21 protein-coding genes and 1 riboswitch are annotated in these 19,985 nt (G+C 47.4%); of the genes, 3 read left to right on the forward strand and 18 right to left on the reverse strand.

The genetic code is table 11. From position 1 onward, the window contains the following. Window positions 1-176 precede the first annotated feature (176 nt). On the forward strand, window positions 177-374 hold the full coding sequence (locus L8G48_RS08935; protein ID WP_248264264.1) for a DUF3185 family protein: 198 nt from the start codon (window positions 177-179) through the stop codon (window positions 372-374). A 15-nt stretch (window positions 375-389) separates the two neighbouring features. Here the strand turns inward: L8G48_RS08935 and L8G48_RS08940 are convergent, their stop codons facing one another. The 9 genes from L8G48_RS08940 to trxA all read right to left on the reverse strand — a co-directional run bounded on the left by L8G48_RS08940 (window position 390) and on the right by trxA (window position 9,716). After that, window positions 390-1,715, reverse strand: a complete 1,326-nt coding sequence (locus L8G48_RS08940) for an MFS transporter (RefSeq protein WP_248264265.1) — start codon at window positions 1,713-1,715, stop codon at window positions 390-392. A gap of 10 nt (window positions 1,716-1,725) precedes the next feature. Further along, window positions 1,726-2,475, reverse strand: a complete 750-nt coding sequence (locus L8G48_RS08945; protein WP_248264266.1) for a phosphotransferase — start codon at window positions 2,473-2,475, stop codon at window positions 1,726-1,728. Then, window positions 2,472-3,086, reverse strand: a complete 615-nt coding sequence (gene pnuC, locus L8G48_RS08950) for a nicotinamide riboside transporter PnuC (protein ID WP_248264267.1) — start codon at window positions 3,084-3,086, stop codon at window positions 2,472-2,474. Before pnuC ends, L8G48_RS08945 begins: the two co-directional genes overlap by 4 nt. Beyond that, a complete protein-coding gene (locus L8G48_RS08955; protein WP_248264268.1) occupies window positions 3,079-3,336 on the reverse strand; it encodes a YkoF family thiamine/hydroxymethylpyrimidine-binding protein in 258 nt (85 codons plus the stop codon). The genes pnuC and L8G48_RS08955 overlap by 8 nt, the downstream gene beginning before the upstream one ends. Window positions 3,337-3,347: 11 nt before the next feature. Further along, entirely contained in the window at window positions 3,348-5,477 is a 2,130-nt protein-coding gene (locus tag L8G48_RS08960) for a TonB-dependent receptor (protein ID WP_248264269.1), read from the reverse strand. 49 nt (window positions 5,478-5,526) lie between these two features. Continuing rightward, window positions 5,527-5,625, reverse strand: a riboswitch (TPP riboswitch). 65 nt (window positions 5,626-5,690) lie between these two features. Next, entirely contained in the window at window positions 5,691-6,392 is a 702-nt protein-coding gene (fre, locus tag L8G48_RS08965) for an NAD(P)H-flavin reductase (protein WP_248264270.1), read from the reverse strand. Next, complete coding sequence (ubiD, locus tag L8G48_RS08970; protein ID WP_248264271.1) at window positions 6,393-7,865, reverse strand: 4-hydroxy-3-polyprenylbenzoate decarboxylase; 1,473 nt, start codon at window positions 7,863-7,865, stop codon at window positions 6,393-6,395. Window positions 7,866-7,872: 7 nt separating this feature from the next. Next, window positions 7,873-9,141 (reverse strand): transcription termination factor Rho, encoded by a 1,269-nt coding sequence (rho, locus tag L8G48_RS08975; RefSeq protein WP_248264272.1) that lies wholly within the window; start codon window positions 9,139-9,141, stop codon window positions 7,873-7,875. A 245-nt stretch (window positions 9,142-9,386) separates the two neighbouring features. Then, a complete protein-coding gene (gene trxA / locus L8G48_RS08980; RefSeq protein WP_248264273.1) occupies window positions 9,387-9,716 on the reverse strand; it encodes a thioredoxin TrxA in 330 nt (109 codons plus the stop codon). A gap of 91 nt (window positions 9,717-9,807) precedes the next feature. On the opposite strand from trxA, the gene rhlB reads away from it, so the two are divergent. Continuing rightward, window positions 9,808-11,088, forward strand: a complete 1,281-nt coding sequence (gene rhlB / locus L8G48_RS08985; RefSeq protein WP_248264274.1) for an ATP-dependent RNA helicase RhlB — start codon at window positions 9,808-9,810, stop codon at window positions 11,086-11,088. 1 nt (window position 11,089) lies between these two features. Continuing rightward, entirely contained in the window at window positions 11,090-12,016 is a 927-nt protein-coding gene (locus tag L8G48_RS08990; RefSeq protein ID WP_248264275.1) for a Ppx/GppA family phosphatase, read from the forward strand. Here L8G48_RS08990 and hemB read toward each other — a convergent pair. From hemB to ubiE, 9 genes are read right to left on the reverse strand one after another with little or no spacing between them, the layout of a single operon-like run. Further along, complete coding sequence (gene hemB, locus L8G48_RS08995) at window positions 12,013-13,020, reverse strand: porphobilinogen synthase (protein WP_248264276.1); 1,008 nt, start codon at window positions 13,018-13,020, stop codon at window positions 12,013-12,015. The genes L8G48_RS08990 and hemB overlap by 4 nt on opposite strands. Before the next feature lie 16 nt (window positions 13,021-13,036). Further along, entirely contained in the window at window positions 13,037-14,815 is a 1,779-nt protein-coding gene (locus tag L8G48_RS09000; RefSeq protein WP_248264277.1) for a sensor domain-containing diguanylate cyclase, read from the reverse strand. Beyond that, complete coding sequence (locus tag L8G48_RS09005; RefSeq protein WP_248264278.1) at window positions 14,808-15,599, reverse strand: TatD family hydrolase; 792 nt, start codon at window positions 15,597-15,599, stop codon at window positions 14,808-14,810. Before L8G48_RS09005 ends, L8G48_RS09000 begins: the two co-directional genes overlap by 8 nt. Further along, window positions 15,589-16,323 (reverse strand): twin-arginine translocase subunit TatC, encoded by a 735-nt coding sequence (gene tatC, locus L8G48_RS09010; protein WP_248264279.1) that lies wholly within the window; start codon window positions 16,321-16,323, stop codon window positions 15,589-15,591. Before tatC ends, L8G48_RS09005 begins: the two co-directional genes overlap by 11 nt. Continuing rightward, window positions 16,320-16,676, reverse strand: a complete 357-nt coding sequence (gene tatB / locus L8G48_RS09015) for a Sec-independent protein translocase protein TatB (protein WP_248264280.1) — start codon at window positions 16,674-16,676, stop codon at window positions 16,320-16,322. Before tatB ends, tatC begins: the two co-directional genes overlap by 4 nt. Next, window positions 16,677-16,901: a twin-arginine translocase TatA/TatE family subunit gene (gene tatA, locus L8G48_RS09020; RefSeq protein WP_248264281.1), complete on the reverse strand. Its 225-nt coding sequence runs from the start codon at window positions 16,899-16,901 to the stop codon at window positions 16,677-16,679. A gap of 20 nt (window positions 16,902-16,921) precedes the next feature. After that, window positions 16,922-18,583, reverse strand: a complete 1,662-nt coding sequence (ubiB, locus tag L8G48_RS09025) for a ubiquinone biosynthesis regulatory protein kinase UbiB (protein ID WP_248264437.1) — start codon at window positions 18,581-18,583, stop codon at window positions 16,922-16,924. 2 nt (window positions 18,584-18,585) lie between these two features. Then, window positions 18,586-19,191, reverse strand: a complete 606-nt coding sequence (locus L8G48_RS09030) for a ubiquinone biosynthesis accessory factor UbiJ (protein ID WP_248264282.1) — start codon at window positions 19,189-19,191, stop codon at window positions 18,586-18,588. Next, window positions 19,191-19,946, reverse strand: a complete 756-nt coding sequence (gene ubiE, locus L8G48_RS09035; RefSeq protein ID WP_248264283.1) for a bifunctional demethylmenaquinone methyltransferase/2-methoxy-6-polyprenyl-1,4-benzoquinol methylase UbiE — start codon at window positions 19,944-19,946, stop codon at window positions 19,191-19,193. The genes L8G48_RS09030 and ubiE overlap by 1 nt, the downstream gene beginning before the upstream one ends. Window positions 19,947-19,985: the final 39 nt, after the last annotated feature.

A 19,985-nucleotide genomic window follows, 5' to 3' on the forward strand; every position in this document is an offset into this window, starting at 1 on the left:
TTTTGCCTTACTTTTGTTATTGTCATCTTAAATTTGACCCGCCTCTTAACAATTGACGATATTTTTTGGTTTGGAAATATACCAGATGACATAGTTCAAAAATAAGTAAGGAAGCTTGAAGTTCTTTCCCGCTGCTTTATATTAATAAATTATTATCACAATAAAAGGAAAACGTTATGACTCGTATCGTAGGTGTTGTTCTGTTGGTTGTTGGTGTTATTTTGCTGTATTTTTCTTATGAAGCTTCGCAGTCACTGGCCTCTGAAGTGTCACAAATGGCGACAAATGAGCCAACCAACAACACCATTTGGTATTTAATTGGTGGTGTGGCGGCGGTCATTATTGGTCTTTACGCCGTTATTCGGGGAAAATAGAAATAGACACCGCGGTTAGCCAGATATGTCGCCTGATACGTCTGGCAATCGTAATGCCGTTATAGTGGCTAGTACGCCAACAGCCGCTAATACCCATAAAACAGCGGCAACACCATAGACAGCATCCACCCAGCCGAGCAGTAACCCTGCTAACAAGACAACACCCATCACAGTATTCGATACCGCCGTCAGTTGTGCCCGGTTGTCGTGCGTTGCCATATCTACCAGATAGGTTTTTCTGCCAACCCGAGCCCCGTGATGAGCAACAGCGGAACTAAACAAGATCAGCGCCGCAACCCACTGCACTCCCAGGGCATCTGGTAGCCAGTAATAAAGCGCCAAGGCAACGCCCATCACTATCGTCGACATCACCGAGGCGGCCGCCATAACACGATGGCTGGCTGAATCCGACCAACGCCCCCAAAAGCGCCCGGCGAGAAGACCGGCCAGTCCGCTGGCCAGCATTAAGCTACCTAAACTGGTTAACTGCGACTCCCCCTCTCGCTGAATTAAAACGACGATATAAGGAATAGCGAAGGCGGCAGCCACCAGTAGCGCCCGTGAAACAACAAAATGGCCAAATTGTCGGTTGCGCCACAATAATGACATTGACTTTAATGCTTCGGTTAACGCATTGCCGCCGCCTTCGGTTGCGCCAGCAACCTCAGGGATACCCGCATAGAGCAAAGCTGCCGCGAACCAGAGCACTACACCCATTCCTAAGAGTCCAACAAACAGCCCTCTCTGGCCGCCCATATCAGGGGCAAAAATGATCACTAAAGCGGTTAGCAGTGTCAGCAACCCAGCAGCTGAAGCGGCCACGCCCGACAACCGCCCCCGACGGGTTTTAGACACCGTTTTTCCAGTCACATCCTTGTTAGCAACGGAACAGATACCCCGCGACAAACTGAATACTGCCAACAAAATTATCACCGACCAGCCCAGCATGGAGCCATCAAAGGTCGCAACAGAAAAAAGCACAGCGAGCAGTGACAGAGCCTGACCTATACTGCCTGCAACCCAGAACCATTTGCGCACTGGCTGCTGCCGGAGTTGTTGAGCAACGAACAATTGGGGTAATAAAGCCAGTGACTCCCGTAGCGGTACCAGCGCGCTGATAAACATTGCAGGCGCCCCCAGTGAGCTCAGCATCCAGGGCAAGACCAGGCGGGCACTGACAAGGCTGTCACCCAGTTTAGTCAGCATTAGCGATAACAACATCAGAACAAAGGATCGCGGTTGTTCGTTGCATGCAGATTCAGGAATGTCTTTGCACACACGCGCGTCTTCGTCTTCAGCTAAATAGCCGTAAACGCGGTTCATCAATTTTTTATCAGTCATAGCAATGAATTCACTTTAACGAGGCGTGTCGGAACAAATGCTGCCATACTTCATTCAGCCATTCTACAAACTCACACCATTGCGCCAAATGGGCCTGGTCAATCTGATAGTGAGTCAGCTGTTCGTAGTCCGCTATTAAACGTTCGGCCATTTCATGACTGAGCTGATTAATTTTTATGGTGCTGGCAATATCGAACAGTGGATGCCCAATACCGGCATACTCCCAGTCAATTACTCGTATCGGGTCGGTCATTAGAATATGGTTCATAGACAAATCGTTATGACACAGCACAGGATAACTAAGCCAGTCCTCTAAAAGAGGCTTCATGGGTAACAACTGTTCGCGCAACGTTGTTGCCAGTGATGAGTCCACCAACTGCAACTGCTGTAAATAATGCTCTACCCGTTCAGCCATAGACCAAGCAGGAATATCAATAGGCGTACTATGAATTTTCGATAACATTTCAGCCAAAACGGTGGCTTTAATTGAAGGGGATAAGGTGACTTGCTGCAAAGACGGCGCTGCATAATAGGGCTGCAAAAGCCAACCCTGTTCTAAATGATAGTCGATAATTTCCGGCGCAAGAGCTTTCTTTGCCAGTTGCTTTTGCACAGTCACTTCAAGCTCTCTGTCAACCGCAAAGAGTCGCTGGTGCTGCCAGCGTTTTAAGACATAGTCTTGGGTGTCCGTTATTAACCGTAAGGTTTGGTTAGACTGGCCAGAAGTTAAAACCTGTACTTTGCGTGGTTGACCAATCACCCGGCTTCACTCACTGATTTCAACTGAGTGTCATAACGCCAGCGCCACATCGCATAAATGACCAGAATCAGATAAATCACAAATAACAATGCCGTCGCAACAAAGCCTTTGCTGGCATACAGGTAAACATAAACGCTGTCTATGACTAACCAGTACCACCAGGTTTCGTAGGCTTTTTTGGTAACCAGCCAAGTGGCCAGCAAACTGAATACTGTCGTGTAAGTATCCAGCCACACGGCATTCGCATCTGTATAAATCGACAACAGATACGCAATAACTGCAGCCAGAGGAACCAGCCACGCCCATTGCATAAGGTGCCACCGCAGCGAATACTTTGCACCGTCGGGACTCTCTCTAACAGCGCTTTGCTGACGCTGCCACTGCCACCAACCGTATCCTGCCAGAGCGATGTATATGGCCTGTAACACAGATTCCATATACAGCCTGCCCTGCCAAAATAGCACAGCATAAATAGTACAGCTGATCGCCGCAGCGGCCCAGCACCATTGTCGCTGATGCGCGGCCAGTATCAGGTAGCCGAGAGCCAGAATTAAAGCAGTCAGCTCCCAGGGGGAACTGACCATCAGCTGTTCAAGCCAGGACTCAAGCATCACCGGGCCTTAAGTCTTTGTTAATAAATTTACAGACCAAAACATTAGCCGGCACATTTTGATAAAGCCGTTCCATTTCTTCGCCTAAAATGCGCATAACCTCCTGCATTTCACCAAACACTTGCGTACTCATAGTGTTGGTTATAACCGTTAATTCTGAATGCTGATTTAAGCGCTCAATAAAATCTTGAATCGTCTCTAAATAGTTATCCGCTAGTGGGTACAGCGACATTTCGACAGAGATTTGCATATATCCCCTCCTTAAAACGATTTACTGACAGTAATACCAAACCGGCGCGGTTCACCATATTGAACATAGGTTTCTGGTACGTACTCTTTACGAGGGTCATTACCAAAGTAAAAACCACGAATTTCATAGTCTTCATCGGTTAAATTACGCCCCCACAAACTGACGCGCCAGTCCTGATAATGATAATTTAGCGCCAGATGCAACACCGCCATGCTGTCAGCTTTTTGGTTGTGCGAATCGGAGAAATAGAACTCATCTTTGCCATCAGCCTGAATTACCCACTGGAAGTTCTCGCCTAACCAGCCTTCAAAGCCAATATTAAACTGATAATTGGGCGCCTGCGCCTGCTCGCGTCCGGTCATATCAATGCCGTCTTCGGTCAAAAAGCCTTCAATTTCGGTTTTTAACCAGCTGGCCGAAGCAAAAAAGGTCAAGCCGTCGGTAAACTGGTTACGAATTTCAACTTCCAGGCCATAACCGTTGCCTTCAGCGGCGTTTTCAATGTAGCCGACAAAAGACTGATCGCGGTTTACCCAGCTTTTTAGCTGAACATCGTCCCGCCAATGATAAAACGCGCTTACTCTTGAGGTTAAGCGACCATCCTGGCTGCTGCCTTTAACGCCAAACTCGGTACTCCAGAGCTTTTCAGGCGCAAATGTTGAACGTTCCAGTAAAAAACTTTCCAATTCTTCCAGTCCCTTATCATCGGCTTTACCCAAAGCTTCACCGTTAACCCCACCGGCTTTATAACCACGCGCGACGCTTGCATACAGATAGCTTTGGTCAGATGCCTGATAGCGCAGGCTAAAATTACCACCGATCATAGTATCTTCAGGTTGTTCAGTAATATCGCGGCTGTCCAGATAATCGTTATTATAACGCTCTGCCCGTAAGCCCGTTATAGTAGTGACACGTTCGCTCCAATGCTGAGTTAATTCACCGTAAACTGCCGTGTGCTGGCTATCATAGTCACTCTGGAAAATACTGGGCTGACCCAAGTCCCAGTTAAAATAATCGCGGGTCAACTGTACCGATTTATCGTAGTAATAGAGACCAAACACCCATTCACTCTCAATGCCAAACAAAGCTTCGGGTTCATCCGACAGCCAACGAACTTCGGCCGTTTTATCATCACGGTCGCGAAAGTAAGAATCAAACGAGGAATATTCCCAGCCCGGAGCAATACCTTCATAGGTCCAGTCTTCATCGAAGGCATAACCGGTATCGGCATCCAGACGGTTAACCGACATTTCCACGCGGCTGTTATCAAAACCCAGGTAGCTCAGTTGCAACCGCAGAGCCTGACTTTCTATGCGGTCAAAGCCCGGCTCATCTGATAAAGTCTCGCGGGTGTTATCCAGACTGAAGGCGTCATAACCGTTATCGACATCGTTATAATGCAACACCGTTTGCAGCAGCCAATCTTTATTCAATTCCGTATCCAGTAAAAAGCGAGCGCTTAATTCGTCACGCTGTTCGGTATCATCTCGGTTCAGGTAAGTATTTTCCATGTAACCGTCCTGCTGAAACTGACTCACCGAGAAGCGGGCATTACCTAACACCCCAAGGTTTCCGCCCATAGCAAGACCGCCCATCGCTTCGGAGTAATTTCCTGCGGACAACTGAAACTCACCGTTAAAATCGCTGCTTGGTGCCGTGCTGTCCAGCAACAATAAGCCCGCCATGGCATTCACACCGAAGCGCCCGCTTTGTGGGCCCCGGAAAACCTCTACCTGATTAATATCGAAAAGCGAAGCTGCGCTGCCTAACCCACTGTAATCAATGCCATCAATCAATAACCCCACTGACGGTGTGACCGGATCAACAAACTGCGAGCGCTCACCAATACCGCGAATTTGAATAAAGCGGGCTGTTGACGTACCACCGGAAAAGTTCACATTGGCAAAGCTGTTGAGGGTATCTTGTAAATGCTGAGAATGACGCTGTTGCATTGCGTCTTTGTCGATAATAGAAACGCTGCTGGTGGTTTCATTTAAAGTGCGGCGATGAAAGTCACCACTCACTTCAATAATTTCGATGTCTTTTGTGTTTTCGGTGTCAGCCTCAGCATAAGCGAATGCGGTTGTACCCGATAGCGCGATTGCTATGCTGGCGGCTAAATATGAATGAATTTTATTCATGGATCATTTCCTCAAAACAAAGTCAGAAACGATCCGGTAAGGCTGTATTAGACGGGTTTTCTACCATCCCTACGCCAGTATTAACCGGATCAGGTTTTAAGGGTTCGCTATTGCATCTCAGCCGTTGCCGGCACCCCTTGGTAAAGCGGCGTCAGTATAACGCAGCTCTTTCATTAAACAAATTTACTTTCGGTTACTCTCTTAATTCAGAAATTAAATAAACGACAAAGCGTCGCCGTAAAGATTTTCTAACGGTACATTTCTAGCAACAAAGTCGTCGCGAATAACCCGTACCATTTCAAAACGTCCGGCCGCGTATATTTCACAGTCCGCTAAATTTTGTTCGCGAGCCATTACCGCATGATGCACCAGACCAATAGAATATGGCCAGTTGCCAGATGCGTCTTCAACCACCGGATGATAGTCAAACTGCTCATACTCGTCGGCTAAACGTTCTAACTCTTCATGCAAATAAAGATCAGCTAAGCTTTTTGAGCCCCAGTAAAGTGTTAAGGGTCGTTCTGGTGACAACCGTAAGTGCTGCTGTAAAATAGAATAGGTGTAAGAAAACCCGGTGCCACCAGCAATTAAAACTACGGGCTGGGTATTTTCCTGACGATAATAAGCAATACCATCCGGCGCATCGATTTCTAACTCCCCGTCGGCACGCACCTTATCCAACACTTCCATTGCGTAGCTGTTATCCGGTGTAGCACCAATATGAAGTAACCACTCACTTTTACTGGAAGGGCATGAGGCGATACTGAAAGGTCGTTTATCTCGCTCACCCATCACCACCATCAGGTACTGCCCGGCTTTAAATTCTACCGGATTTGGCAGTTGCAAACGCACTTCCCAAACAGCATCCGCCAATTGACGTGATACATCGGCTTTACAGGTCATCTGTTGACTCATTCACGGCTCCATAATATTCAGTTCATCCCACAAATCGTCAATACGTTGCTTAACCTCGTCACTCATGACAATAGGTTCGCCCCATTCGCGGTCGGTTTCGCCCGGCCACTTATTGGTCGCATCCATTCCCATTTTTGAGCCCAGCCCGGAAACCGGTGAGGCAAAATCAAGGTAATCAATCGGCGTATTTTCAACCAGGGTCGTATCGCGCGCCGGATCCATACGGGTCGTCATGGCCCAGATAACATCCTTCCAGTCACGCGCGTTGACGTCGTCGTCGCACACAATCACAAACTTGGTGTACATAAACTGACGCAAGAAGGACCAGACACCCATCATCACGCGTTTTGCATGACCGGGGTACTGCTTCTTCATAGTCACTACGGCCAAACGGTACGAACAGCCTTCTGGTGGTAAATAAAAATCGACAATTTCCGGAAACTGTTTTTGCAGCAACGGAATAAAAACTTCGTTCAACGCAACACCCAATACAGCCGGTTCATCTGGCGGTCGCCCGGTATAGGTGCTGTGATAAATTGGGTCTTTACGGTGGGTGATATGAGTTACCGTAAATACCGGAAACTCGTCGACCTCATTATAGTAACCGGTATGATCGCCATAAGGCCCTTCCGGCGCCATTTCCCCGGGTTCAATATAACCTTCAAGAATCATCTCTGCGTGAGCCGGTACTTGTAAGTCATTACTCACACACGACGTCACTTCGGTTTTGCTGTCACGCAACAAGCCGGCAAAAGCGTATTCAGACAAACTGTCCGGCACCGGTGTTACCGCACCGAGAATGGTTGCAGGGTCGGCACCTAAAGCTACAGACACAGGAAATTTCTCACCCGGATGCTGCTGACACCACTCCTGGAAATCCAGCGCGCCACCGCGGTGTGATAACCAACGCATAATCAACTTATTGGGGCCTAACAGTTGCTGGCGATAAATGCCCAGGTTCTGACGCTCTTTATGCGGACCGCGAGTTACCGTAAGCCCCCAGGTCACTAATGGCGCAACATCACCCGGCCAGCAGTGCTGAATGGGTAATTTTGTTAAGTCGACGTCATTGCCACTCATGATCACTTGCTGACAAGGCGCTTTTTTGATGCTTTTTGGCGACATGCTCAGTACTTTTTTGTACTTTGGCAGTAAATTTAGCGCGTCACGGAACCCTTTCGGTGGCTCAGGTTCTTTTAAAAACGCCAGCAATTTGCCCACGTCCCGTAACGCTGTCACCGATTCCTGCCCCATGCCTAAAGCCACCCGATCCGGTGTACCAAATAGGTTTGCCAACACCGGCATATCATGACCTTTCACGTTCTCAAACAATAAGGCAGGGCCTTCTGCTTTTAATGTGCGGTCTGATATTTCAGTAATTTCAAGGTAGGGGTCAATAGGCTGTTGAATGCGTTTAAGTTCACCGCGCTCCTCCAGGAGCGCAATGAAATCACGCAGATCTTGATATTTCATACGCCACTTAACTGTTGCGTTGACGTTTCATCGATTCGAAGAATTCGTCATTGGTTTTGGTCATTACCAGGCGATCGATCAAAAATTCCATGGCTTCAACTTCGCCCATAGGATGCATGATTTTACGCAGGATCCACATTTTCTGAAGCTCGTCTGGAGTTGTTAACAACTCTTCGCGACGCGTACCGGACCGATTAAAGTCTATAGCCGGGAACACGCGGCGTTCAGCCAACTTACGGTTCAGATGCAGTTCCATGTTACCGGTACCTTTAAACTCTTCGTAAATGACTTCATCCATTTTCGAGCCAGTATCGATAAGTGCCGTTGCAATAATGGTTAAGCTACCGCCTTCTTCCACATTACGCGCCGCACCAAAGAAACGTTTAGGCTTATGTAATGCGTTGGCATCCACACCACCGGTTAACACTTTGCCTGAGCTTGGAATAACGGTGTTATAAGCACGCGCTAAACGAGTAATCGAGTCAAGCAGAATGACCACATCCTTTTTGTGCTCAACCAAGCGCTTGGCCTTTTCGATAACCATTTCTGCCACCTGAACGTGGCGGCTGGCCGGTTCATCAAAGGTAGAAGCAACCACCTCACCGTGCACCAGACGATGCATCTCGGTAACTTCTTCCGGACGTTCGTCAATCAACAGAACAATCAATTCTGCATCAGGGTGGTTCGCAGCGATAGACGTCGCGATATTCTGCAATAGCAAGGTTTTACCGGCTTTCGGCGGAGCAACAATCAGACCACGCTGGCCTTTACCTATTGGCGCCGATAAGTCCAGCACCCGTGCCGTGATATCTTCTTTACTGCCGTTTCCACGCTCTAAGTGAAAACGTTCTTCCGCATGCAGCGGTGTTAAGTTTTCAAATAAGATTTTATTGCGGGAGTTTTCAGGCTTGTCGAAGTTCACTTCACGAATTTTAAGGAGAGCAAAGTAACGTTCGCTGTCTTTCGGGGGGCGAATCTTCCCGCCGATAGTATCACCCGTGCGCAGGTTAAAGCGACGAATTTGACTGGGCGAAACATAAATATCGTCCGGGCCGGCCAAATAAGAGGAGTCTGCTGAACGCAAGAAGCCAAAGCCATCCTGCAAAATTTCCAGCACACCGCCACCGTGAATATCTTCACCACTTTTAGCATGCGCTTTTAAGATAGCAAAAATGATGTCTTGCTTGCGTAAGCGGGCCATATTTTCAAGACCCATTGAGTCCGCGAGCTGCACTAGCTCGTTTACGGGTTTATCTTTAAGTTCTGTTAGATTCATAGGGGGGTTTCGAGTTATCGATTGAACACAAAGCCTTTTTTAATTTGACTCTAGAAAGTAAAACAATTGGAACTTTCGGAATTCGCGACCTGCGAAGCCAGAAACAGAAGTTTCATTTAAAAACAGATTAACCGGTGGATTTGGCAAACCCGCATGAACAGTTAATGAGCAGAATTTATCACCAAAAAAACGATTCGTCCAGTTTTCTCAACAAAAACGGCGCATAACGCGCCGCTTTTTGACAATCATTCAACGTGCTGGTCTAAAAACTCTGTTAATTGAGCTCGTGATAATGCGCCCACTTTGGTTCCAACAACTTCACCGCCTTTAAATAACAATAACGTTGGAATGCCACGAATATTGTATTTAGGGGGTGTCTGCTCATTATGGTCAACGTTCAGCTTACCAATAACTAATTTGTCAGCGTATTCACTAGCAATGTCATCAAGGATAGGCGCTACCATTTTACAGGGACCACACCACTCAGCCCAAAAATCGACTAATACGGGTTTATCGGAATTTATGACATCCGTATCAAAACTGTCATCACTTAGCTGAACTATTACGTCACTCATGGTACTCTCCGCTACTTTCTTCGCGTGGAAATATTAGATTGCTATTATTTCTGTTTTTGAATACAAGCGCAAACTGATATGCTTATAACTTATGACTAAAACACATCTTTCTGAAACTCGCTTTGCTGATTTGGCGCTTCATCCCAAAATCCAGCAGGCAATATCCAGTGCCGGATTTGAGTATTGTACTCCAATTCAGGCGTTAAGTCTGCCCGTCGCTCTATCTGAGCGCGATGTTGCTGGTCAAGCCCAGACAGGTACAGGCAAAACTTTGGCATTTCTGCTGGCTACTTTCAACCGCTTAATGCAGAACGAATCGTCCGAAAAAACCGAATCCGGGCCACGAGCTTTAATTATGGCTCCGACTCGCGAATTGGCTATTCAGATTGCTGACGACGCACGCCCCCTTATTGAGCATTGTGGTTTGAAAATGGGGGTTATTTACGGCGGCGAGGGCTATGAAGGTCAAAAAGAGCAACTGGCTGCACAACCCGATATCCTGGTTGGCACAACCGGTCGGCTTATCGACTTTTATAAACAAGGTTTATTCGGCCTTAACGACATAGAAGTAGTGGTACTGGACGAAGCTGATCGTATGTTTGATCTTGGCTTTATTGATGACATTCGTTATTTACTGCAGAAAATGCCGGAGCCTACCAAGCGCTTAAACTTATTGTTCTCTGCAACGCTGTCTTATCGCGTCCAGGAACTTGCTTACGAGCACATGAACGCGCCGACAAAACTGGAAGTTGAACCGACGCAAAAAACCGCGACTCGTGTTACTGAAGAGTTGTTTTATCCTTCCAAACCCGAAAAGTTTCCGTTACTGCTTACGCTGATTGAAGAAGACTGGCCGGATAAAGCCATTGTTTTCGCTAATACTAAGCACGGTTGCGAGAAGGTTCATGGCTGGCTGGTTGCCAACGAGCACCGCGCGGGTCTTCTAACCGGCGATGTGCCGCAGAAAAAGCGCTTACGTATTTTAGAAGACTTTGCCGAAGGCAAGCTCGACTTTTTAGTCGCAACCGATGTCGCTGCGCGCGGTCTGCATATTCCTGAAGTCACTCATGTGTTTAACTTTGACTTACCCGATGACTGTGAAGACTATGTTCACCGTATCGGTCGTACCGGGCGCGCAGGAGCCAGTGGCGCTGCTATTAGTCTGGCGTGCGAAGAGTACGTTTACAACTTACCCGCTATTGAAGACTACATTGGCCATACTATTCCGGTTACTAAATACGACCCCGACGCGTTACTGTCTGATTTAAGACGGCCGCGTCCTATTCAGCGCCGGCGCCGCCATAATTCCGGTGGTGGTAATAAGGGTAAACCGCGAGGCCGTCGTTCGGGGCCACCGCGCAACGCTTCGTAATATGTCTGCAAAAAAGCGTAAACTTGCTGCCATCGACATGGGATCCAACAGTTTCCATTTGTTGATGGCAGAAGTTTCTATGACCGGTTTTTTTCCTAAGCCCCGTATTATCGCTCGTCATAAACAGAAAGTTCGTTTAGCTGACGGACTGGATGACAATGACCACATAGATGATGCAGCTATTTCACGCGGCATAGATTGCCTGAACTTATTCGCAAAAGAGCTCGAGCGTTTTCAGGCTTATTCCGTAAAAGTTGTGGCGACAGCTGCGCTTCGTAAAGCCAGTAATCAAAAAGAACTTCTGGAAACATTCGAGTCCACACTGGGATTACCCATTGAAATTATTACCGGTGAACGTGAGGCTGAGTTAATTTATGCGGGAGTCTGCAGTGCTTCTCAATGTCGGGATGATGTACTGGTTATCGATATTGGCGGAGCCAGCACGGAAATCATTGCCGGTAACGGAACACAGGCCAACGTGCTTAATAGTCTGGATATGGGGTGTGTGGTATTCCAAAACCGTTTCTTTAAGCGTGGAGCAATTCACCCCGATAACACAGAGCAAGCTATTCAGACAGCAGCAACGCTTATTGAACCCTACGCTAAGGACTACCAGCAGCATGGTTGGTTACGGGTACTGGGGGCGTCAGGTACTTTTCGTGCACTTAACGAGATTGCAACGGCAGAAAAACAACCAGCGCTCACCCAAAGCTGGTTAGGTGAGCTTATTCAGCGCTGTATTCAACAAGGAAAGGTTGAACACCTTAATTTTGCAGGGTTACGCGACGACCGCCGCGCTGTTTTAATGGGCGGAATTACCATACTTTTTGCGTTGTTGAAGACGCTGAACGTGGATGAATTTGAAGTTACTACAGGCGCACTACGCGAGGGCTTACTCGCGCAGCTTGCCAATCAGATAACCGCTTAGCGTTTTTTCTCTGCCAGACGTTCAGCAACCGATTTTGCAAAGTAAGTCAAAATACCGTCAGCGCCGGCCCGCTTAAAACCCAGCAAACTTTCTTCAACGACATCCTGACCCAGCCAGCCGTTTTCAATAGCAGCCTGCAGCATGGCGTATTCACCACTGACCTGGTAAGCAAAAGTGGGCACTCCAAAGGAATCTTTAGCACGGCGTACAATATCTAAATAAGGCATGCCCGGCTTAACCATCACCATATCAGCACCTTCCTCAATATCCAGCGCTATTTCATGCAAGGCTTCATTGGAATTAGCCGGGTCCATCTGATAGGTCTTTTTATCGGCGCCTTTCAAATTACCGGCAGAGCCGACAGCATCGCGGAACGGGCCGTAAAACGCGCTGGCGTATTTAGCGGAATACGCCATAATCTGAGTGTTAATAAAGCCGTCGGCTTCCAAAGCGTTACGAATAGCACCAATCCGACCGTCCATCATGTCCGAAGGGGCAACAACGTCTACCCCGGCCCGCGCATGTGACAAAGCCTGCTTGACCAAAACTTCGGTGGTGACATCGTTCAATACATAACCGCTGTCATCGAGAATACCGTCCTGCCCGTGAATGGTAAACGGATCCAGTGCAACATCGGTTAAAACGCCTAACTCAGGAAACTCAGATTTTATGGCTTTCACCGCACGCTGAGCCAAACCATCATCGTCATACGCCGCTTCTGCCATTTCAGACTTTGCTGACGCCGGAGTCACCGGAAACAACGCAACCATTGGTATACCCAGCTTAAACAGCTGCGCACATTCCTCGAGCAATAGATCAATACTGACCCGCTCAACTCCCGGCATAGAATCAACTTTTTCACGCTGATTTTCACCTTCTAATACAAACATAGGGTATATCAGATCATCGACACTCAGCTGGTTTTCTGCCACCAGCCGCCGGCTAAAATCATGACGGCGTAAACGTCGTAGTCGTCTGCCTGGAAAAGTACCTTTGTTGCTCATATTGACTCCTGGTTAGTTACTGCACCGCAATTCGGTCACGGCCTGTATTTTTTGCTGAGTATAAGGCGTCATCTGCGGCTTTAAAGAGTTCATCAACATTGTCAAAAATACGCACACTGGTCGAAATAACGCCAATACTAATAGTAATCTTAAGCAAACCAGAATCGGTTTTAAACTCAGTATCACGAACCTGTTGCAGTAGCTGCTTCGCAAAGGTTTCAGCCTCTTCAACGTCAGTTTCCGGCAAAATAATGGCAAATTCTTCACCGCCGTATCGACAGACAATATCTGCGGCTCTTTTTGCATGACGCTGCATTAATTTTGCCAACTGCTGCAAAATTTGGTCGCCGGCTAAATGCCCGTGTGTATCGTTAACCGGTTTAAAGTGATCAACGTCTATCATTAATAACGCCAGCGGCAATTCACGGCGCAGGGTTCGCCTTAATTCGCGTTCCAGATGCTGCTGAAAATAACCGCGGTTGTATAGACCGGTTAATGGGTCTTCCGTGTTCTTCTGCTCCAGCTCAGTATTCACATCCTGCAGTTCCCGCAAGGCAATCTGAAGCTCAAACGTCCGTTCATCAACGTTTTCTTCCAGCTCGCGATTATAGCGCTGTTCTGCCTTCAGACGCTCTGTACGTTGCTCGCTGTAACGCACCGCCAGCACCCAGGACAACAACAGTATTTCGATACCGGAGCCTATCATAATGGCATGGCGCTGAATAAACATACTATCGATAATGCCAAGATAACCCAGTGAGTTAGCGACTACAGAGATCAACAGACTGCACCAGGCGAGCGTAAAGATACGGGCGTAAATGAAGCCCTTACGCCACATATAAGCGCCTACCAGTAACAAGAACAGACAACCAGGCGCAGCAAGACTTAATAAGACATGAATACTGATTCTATAACTGGCAAAAATTGCAATTAATAAACTGATAGCCGAAAGAAAAGCCATGACCATCAGTCCACGACCCCAAGTGTATCGGTAACGTTTCAGCTCAAGTAACTGATAAGCGAATAAGGCACCCGTCAGAAAGGTTAAACTCCCGAATATGGGAATGCCCTTATCTTGTAAATATAAAGAATTAGGCCATAAATAATGGAAACCGAGACCTTCTAAGGACAACATCAGTCCGGCAAAAAATAGCGTATAAAGCGAGTAAAGTCCGAATTCAGATTCTCGTGAAGCAATAAATCCAAAAAAGTTATAAACGGCCATACAGAGCAAAACACCAAAGTAGATCCCCTCGGCGATACGGCGGCTCATCTGTGTTTCAAAAAAGCCAACTTCAGTTCTTACCGCAATAGGTAACCGCATAGAGCTGGTCGTATTGGTTTTTATATAAATCTCACCACGGGTATTTTCAGGTAATGACACCGCAAATTCTGAAGTTGGTATCGGCCTCTCACTAAAAGGAAGGGTATCGCCCATGTGATAGGTTCTTATTCCCTCCGGCTGAACCACGTAAATTGTCAATTCGTCGAGTAGCGGATAGGCAATATGCAGAATACGGCCGTACGGCTTACTTTCAAGTTTAAAACGAAACCAGTACTCGTCGCTGGTGTAACCAAAGGATGCGCGATCGGTTTTCAACGATAACCATCGGGCAGCAGGTAAATTCCTGGCGGTTTCTAAATCCAGATTTTGTTCGCTGTCAGTATACTCAATTGTCAGTTTCGACTGACTTGTCGGCGATAACTCTGCCTGAGCTGCAGGCGCCAGAAAAAATAAGACGGTGAAAACTGTCACTAACCACTTCGACACGTTCAGCGAAAAAGCTTTAGTCACAGTTTTCTCCCCGTCCAAAAAAACGAGTGGTATTTGCGTAGGTGAGATCTGCCAATTTCTGTGCTGACAGCCCCAGGTAGCCCGCTAAGGTTTCACCAATTACCGGTAACAGCCCGGGCTCATTCATTTTAGGCCGCGGCTTAATTCCCCGGGGTAATAAAAACGGCGCATCGGTTTCCAGAACCAGTCTGTCCAGTGGTAAATTTGGCAACGCCTCTAATAATTCATGATTGCGCCTGTCGTCACAGACCCACCCGGTAATACCAAACCAGTGACCTCGCTCGGCATAACGAGCAAGGGCTTCAACACCACCGGTAAAACAATGCGTTAAGCACGGGGTTGAGTCCGCACAATACTGGTTCAGTAATTGAATTTGCCGTTCAATGGCATCACGCTCGTGCAAATAGAGCGGAAGTTTTAACTCATTAGCCAGCTCAATTTGCGCCACAAAAATCGCTTCCTGCGCGGCGCGTGCAGAGTAGTTTCGATTAAAATCCAGGCCGCATTCGCCAATAGCAACTACAGCGGGGGCCTGAGCCAATTCCCGTAACTTTTCTTTATAGTCCGCCGGTGCCTCACCGGCATCATGCGGATGAATACCCACCGTCATTACCAGCTGGTCCGGATACTGCTGACACAACTCAAGCGCCTGTTCGGCTTCTTCAATAGAGGTTGAGATGATCAGTTGCTTGCGCACCTCAGCCTGCCGAGCGCGTTGCATCACACCGTCCAGATCATTTAACAGTCGCTTATTGGTTAAGTTGACTCCGGCGTCAAACCACATCGTCTTCTTCCTTGTTACCGGGCGTGTACCAACGACTGACTTGCAGGCCTAACTCGAACAGCAGCCACATGGGTACGGCCAACAACGTTTGAGAGATAACATCCGGAGGTGTCAACAACATTCCGATAGCAAAGGCGCCAACGATAATATAAGGCCGTTTTTTCGCCAGCGATTCCCGACTACAGGTTCCGGTCCAAATAAGCAGCATAATGGCAACCGGGGTTTCAAACGCAATACCAAAAGCAATGAAGATCGCTAAAACAAAGTCGAGATAACGTGAGATATCCGTGGCTACCGTAACGCCTTCCGGAGCCGATCCGGTAAAGAATGCCATAGCAATTGGCAGAACCACAAAATAAGCAAAAGCAATACCCGCATAAAAAAGCAATGTACTGGTGGCCAAAAGCGGAATGACTAAACGCTTCTCACGTCCATACAAACCCGGCGCAATAAACCCCCACATTTGCCACAATAAATAAGGAACGGCTAAGGCTAACGCTACCACCAAAGTTAATTTAAACGGAGTGAAAAAAGGAGCAGCGACATCTGTCGCTATCATTTGCGTTCCCAGCGGTAGGTTAATCAACAATGGTTGTGCCACAAAATGGTAAATGTCATTGGCAAAATAAGCCAGTGCCGCAAACACCACCAGAATAACCAGCACGGATCGTAACAGTCGGTTTCTTAATTCCAGTAAATGATCTAATAAAGGTGAGTCACTCATTCCACACCTTTATCTTTATTCGTATCCGCCTTTGTCTTTTCTTCAGATTCCGGAGCAGGTTTAGAATACGGGCGCTGAACATCGGCGGCGGCATTTCTTAGCTCAACCAGAGAACGTTGCAGCTCCGGGCTTAAATTTTCAAGGTCCTGACTCTCCGCCTGTTTTAAATGTTCATGCAACTCTTTTATGCGCAGCTCACTATCCAGTTCACTTTGCACTTTTTGCGAATACTGTTTAACACCGGACACGGTTCTCTGGAAACCACGAATAGCTCCTGGTAAGCGCTCGGGTCCAAGCACTAATAAGCCAACTATCGCTATAAGCAATAACTCCCAGAAACCGATATCAAACATTTACGACTTCCCGGACTTATCCGTATCTGACGGGTCGTCATGCTTTTCTTTATGTTGTAGCGAGTCATCGTCTTTATCTTTACTGTCGGCTTCGTCACCCATTGATTTTTTAAAGCCTTTTACCGCATTGCCTAAGTCTGAGCCCAGGTTACGAATACGCTTGGTGCCGAACAGCAAGACAACGATGACCAACAGTATAAGTAGCTGCCAAGGTGATATACCCATTTTTTTTCCTATCGTTTACGTTAAATAAGTTCACTATTTGTTGTTTTAGGACGTGTTCGCCAAGCCATAATACCCAGCACAACGGTGACAATGCCCGAGCCAACAGTAACCTCAGATAATTCCGCCTGATTCCAAAGCAAGGTAGTACAAATTAAGCCACTGCCGGTTAGCACGGTCCAGAATAGCGACGTCGATGCCTGCTTTTGCGTTAACAACTGTTGTTTTCGCAACTGTCTCTCGCGTTCATCAATATTATGTTGTTGACGCAGATTTTCATACAGCATCATTGGCATTTCAGGCATCTTCTCCGCCCAGTAAGGTGCATTTTCCTTCACAGAGCGAACAATAGCACGCCACCCCAATTGTTCTTTCATCCAACGCTCAAGGAACGGCTTCGCTGTTTTCCACAAGTCCAGTTCCGGGTATAACTGGCGGCCTAATCCCTCAATGTACAATAACGTCTTTTGTAGCAACACCAACTGCGGCTGAACTTCCATCTCAAAGCGCCGGGCCGTATTAAATAAATTAACAAGCACGTGCCCGAAAGAGATGTCTGCCAAAGGTTTTTCAAAAATAGGCTCGCAGACGGTTCTTATAGCCGACTCAAATTCTTCAATGTTGGTATGCTTGGGCACCCAGCCTGAATCGACATGCAACTCCGCAACTTTGCGGTAATCACGATTAAAGAACGCCAAAAAGTTTTCGGCCAAATAACGTTTATCATCACGATTCAGGGTGCCGACAATGCCAAAATCAATACCGATATAGCGCGGATGCAGCGGATCATCTTTAGCTACGAAAATATTGCCCGGATGCATGTCAGCATGAAAGAAGCTATCGCGGAATACCTGGGTGAAAAAGACTTCAACCCCGCGTTCAGCCAGCTTTTTCATATCCACGCCACGAGCTTTTAAAGTGGCAATATCACTCACCGGAATGCCATCGATACGCTCCATCACCATCACGTTATGGCGACTGTAATCACTGTAAACGACCGGAATATAGAGCATGTCGGAGTTTTCAAAGTTACGCTTAAGCTGTATCGCATTACCCGCTTCACGCATTAAATCCAGCTCATCGAGCAAAGTTTTTCGATACTCTCTAACCACTTCTTTAGGTTTTAAGCGCCGTCCGTCGGGTAAATGATGCGCTGCTACCGACGCCAGGGTTTCCATTAATTGCAGATCGGCGTTAATGGTTTCACGAATATCCGGACGAATAACCTTTATAACGATATCCGTTAACTCACCGTCTCGCTTTTTAAGTTTACCGGTATGTACCTGAGCTATTGATGCAGAGGCCAGAGGCGTGGTGTCAAAATCGGTAAAACACTCATTGATGTTCTGTAAACCTAAAGATTTTTCGATAATACGCTGCGCTGCGTGACCATCAAAAGGAGGCACTTTGTCTTGCAGGCGCGCCAGTTCAATCGCAATGTCGGGCGGCAGTAAATCTCTGCGAGTTGAAAGCATCTGACCAAACTTAACCCAAACCGGCCCCAACTCTTCCAGAGCCAATCGTAAACGCACACCCGCGGGCTTGTCTTTATGTTTATTCGGCAACCAGAACAAAGTGTGGCGACCCAGACGAATAGTCCAGGGTAACCAGCGTGCCGGAATCAAGTCATCTAATCCGTAGCTTAGTAAGGTTTTGGTAATTTTGTAAAAGCGACGCGTCCGCATCATTAACCCTTCTTCTCACGACACTGGCGTTCAAGGCGTTCAATTTGAGCCCGCAGTTGTTGTAAATCGGTTTTAAACTGGTCAAATTCAGCTCTTACCGGTAATAATTTCTTTTCTTCGGTTAACACACCATGAACCCAGCGCTGTTGTTGTTGCCATTGAGCCTCAACCCGCTCACGGCTGCGTCGCCAAAGCTTACCTAACCAATGCGCCGGAACATCACCTATGGTTTTAGCCAGTTCGGCTTCCCAATCGACATTCAGTGACTTAAACAGGCTGATAACCTGTTGCGCCAACACAGGGTCACCATCAATATCCAGTAAATCCGCTTTTATTAACCGGGTCAGGTTAGCGGTATCCTGAAGCTCTGGCAATACACCCAGCTCTGTAGCAATACGGCAGTCGACCTCGTTGTCGTCCGAGGTGCTTAATTGAACGCCATACGCATCGACACTCACGGTGACTTCAAACGGTAATTCTTTCAGGTGAAAACGCAGGCGTTTACCATCCAGCCGTTGCAACCGCTCTGCTGACTCCGGGTCACGGTGCAGCACGTTGTTTGCTAACTTCTCGACCAATAAAATAGGAATAAGCGGTAATAACGTCATCAGAATTTATACCCTCGGTGCAACGCAACCACACCGCCGGTCATATTCTGGTAATCGACTTTTTCATAGCCGGCCGCGGTCATCATAGTTTTCAGTGTTTCCTGATCGGGATGCATGCGGATAGATTCCGCCAAATACTGATAGCTACCGGCGTCGTTAGCTACGGCCTGCCCCATTTTTGGCAGGATATTGAACGAATAAAAGTCATACACCTGATTCAGCGCTGCCGATACCGGTTTAGAAAACTCAAGTATCAATACTCGCCCACCCGGTTTGAGTACCCGCAGCATAGAACGCAGCGCTTTGTCTTTGTCGGTCACATTGCGCAAACCAAAAGCAATGGTAATAACATCAAAAGTATTGTCATCAAATGGCAACTCTTCGGCATCTGCCTGCACATAACGGACATTGCCGACAACCCCACTGTCGCGCAGTTTATCGCGACCCACTTTCAACATGGCATCGTTAATATCCGCCAGCACAACGTCACCTTCTTTACCAACACGGCGCGAGAACTGAGCGGTTAAATCGCCGGTTCCACCCGCGATATCCAGTACTTTCATACCACGGCGAACACCACTGCAGTCAATGGTATAACGCTTCCACAAACGGTGGACACCAAAGGACATTAAGTCGTTCATCACATCGTATTTTGCTGCTACTGACTGAAAAACGTCAGCGACCAGATTTTTCTTCTGGTGACGAGCTACTTTTTGGTAACCGAAATCAATAGACTCTTGGTTTTTATCGTTCATTTAACTATCCCGAACTGATTTTTTACTAGTGTACTTGAT

This window comes from Idiomarina aminovorans, assembly GCF_023155095.1.
Lineage (GTDB): Bacteria > Pseudomonadota > Gammaproteobacteria > Enterobacterales > Alteromonadaceae > Idiomarina > Idiomarina aminovorans.

Excerpts from the sequence above, each read along its gene's own strand:
- L8G48_RS08990 (WP_248264275.1), top strand. The coding sequence starts at position 11,090 with ATGTCTGCAAAAAAGCGTAAACTTGCTGCCATCGACATGGGATCCAAC.
- fre (WP_248264270.1), bottom strand. The coding sequence starts at position 6,392 with ATGAGTCAACAGATGACCTGTAAAGCCGATGTATCACGTCAATTGGCG.
- ubiD (WP_248264271.1), bottom strand. The coding sequence starts at position 7,865 with ATGAAATATCAAGATCTGCGTGATTTCATTGCGCTCCTGGAGGAGCGC.
- rhlB (WP_248264274.1), top strand. The coding sequence starts at position 9,808 with ATGACTAAAACACATCTTTCTGAAACTCGCTTTGCTGATTTGGCGCTT.
- L8G48_RS08955 (WP_248264268.1), bottom strand. The coding sequence starts at position 3,336 with ATGCAAATCTCTGTCGAAATGTCGCTGTACCCACTAGCGGATAACTAT.
- tatC (WP_248264279.1), bottom strand. The coding sequence starts at position 16,323 with ATGAGTGACTCACCTTTATTAGATCATTTACTGGAATTAAGAAACCGA.
- tatA (WP_248264281.1), bottom strand. The coding sequence starts at position 16,901 with ATGGGTATATCACCTTGGCAGCTACTTATACTGTTGGTCATCGTTGTC.
- rho (WP_248264272.1), bottom strand. The coding sequence starts at position 9,141 with ATGAATCTAACAGAACTTAAAGATAAACCCGTAAACGAGCTAGTGCAG.
- L8G48_RS08940 (WP_248264265.1), bottom strand. The coding sequence starts at position 1,715 with ATGACTGATAAAAAATTGATGAACCGCGTTTACGGCTATTTAGCTGAA.
- ubiB (WP_248264437.1), bottom strand. The coding sequence starts at position 18,583 with ATGCGGACGCGTCGCTTTTACAAAATTACCAAAACCTTACTAAGCTAC.
- L8G48_RS08935 (WP_248264264.1), top strand. The coding sequence starts at position 177 with ATGACTCGTATCGTAGGTGTTGTTCTGTTGGTTGTTGGTGTTATTTTG.
- hemB (WP_248264276.1), bottom strand. The coding sequence starts at position 13,020 with ATGAGCAACAAAGGTACTTTTCCAGGCAGACGACTACGACGTTTACGC.
- tatB (WP_248264280.1), bottom strand. The coding sequence starts at position 16,676 with ATGTTTGATATCGGTTTCTGGGAGTTATTGCTTATAGCGATAGTTGGC.
- pnuC (WP_248264267.1), bottom strand. The coding sequence starts at position 3,086 with ATGCTTGAGTCCTGGCTTGAACAGCTGATGGTCAGTTCCCCCTGGGAG.
- ubiE (WP_248264283.1), bottom strand. The coding sequence starts at position 19,946 with ATGAACGATAAAAACCAAGAGTCTATTGATTTCGGTTACCAAAAAGTA.
- trxA (WP_248264273.1), bottom strand. The coding sequence starts at position 9,716 with ATGAGTGACGTAATAGTTCAGCTAAGTGATGACAGTTTTGATACGGAT.
- L8G48_RS08960 (WP_248264269.1), bottom strand. The coding sequence starts at position 5,477 with ATGAATAAAATTCATTCATATTTAGCCGCCAGCATAGCAATCGCGCTA.
- L8G48_RS09030 (WP_248264282.1), bottom strand. The coding sequence starts at position 19,191 with ATGACGTTATTACCGCTTATTCCTATTTTATTGGTCGAGAAGTTAGCA.
- L8G48_RS09005 (WP_248264278.1), bottom strand. The coding sequence starts at position 15,599 with ATGTGGTTTGACGCCGGAGTCAACTTAACCAATAAGCGACTGTTAAAT.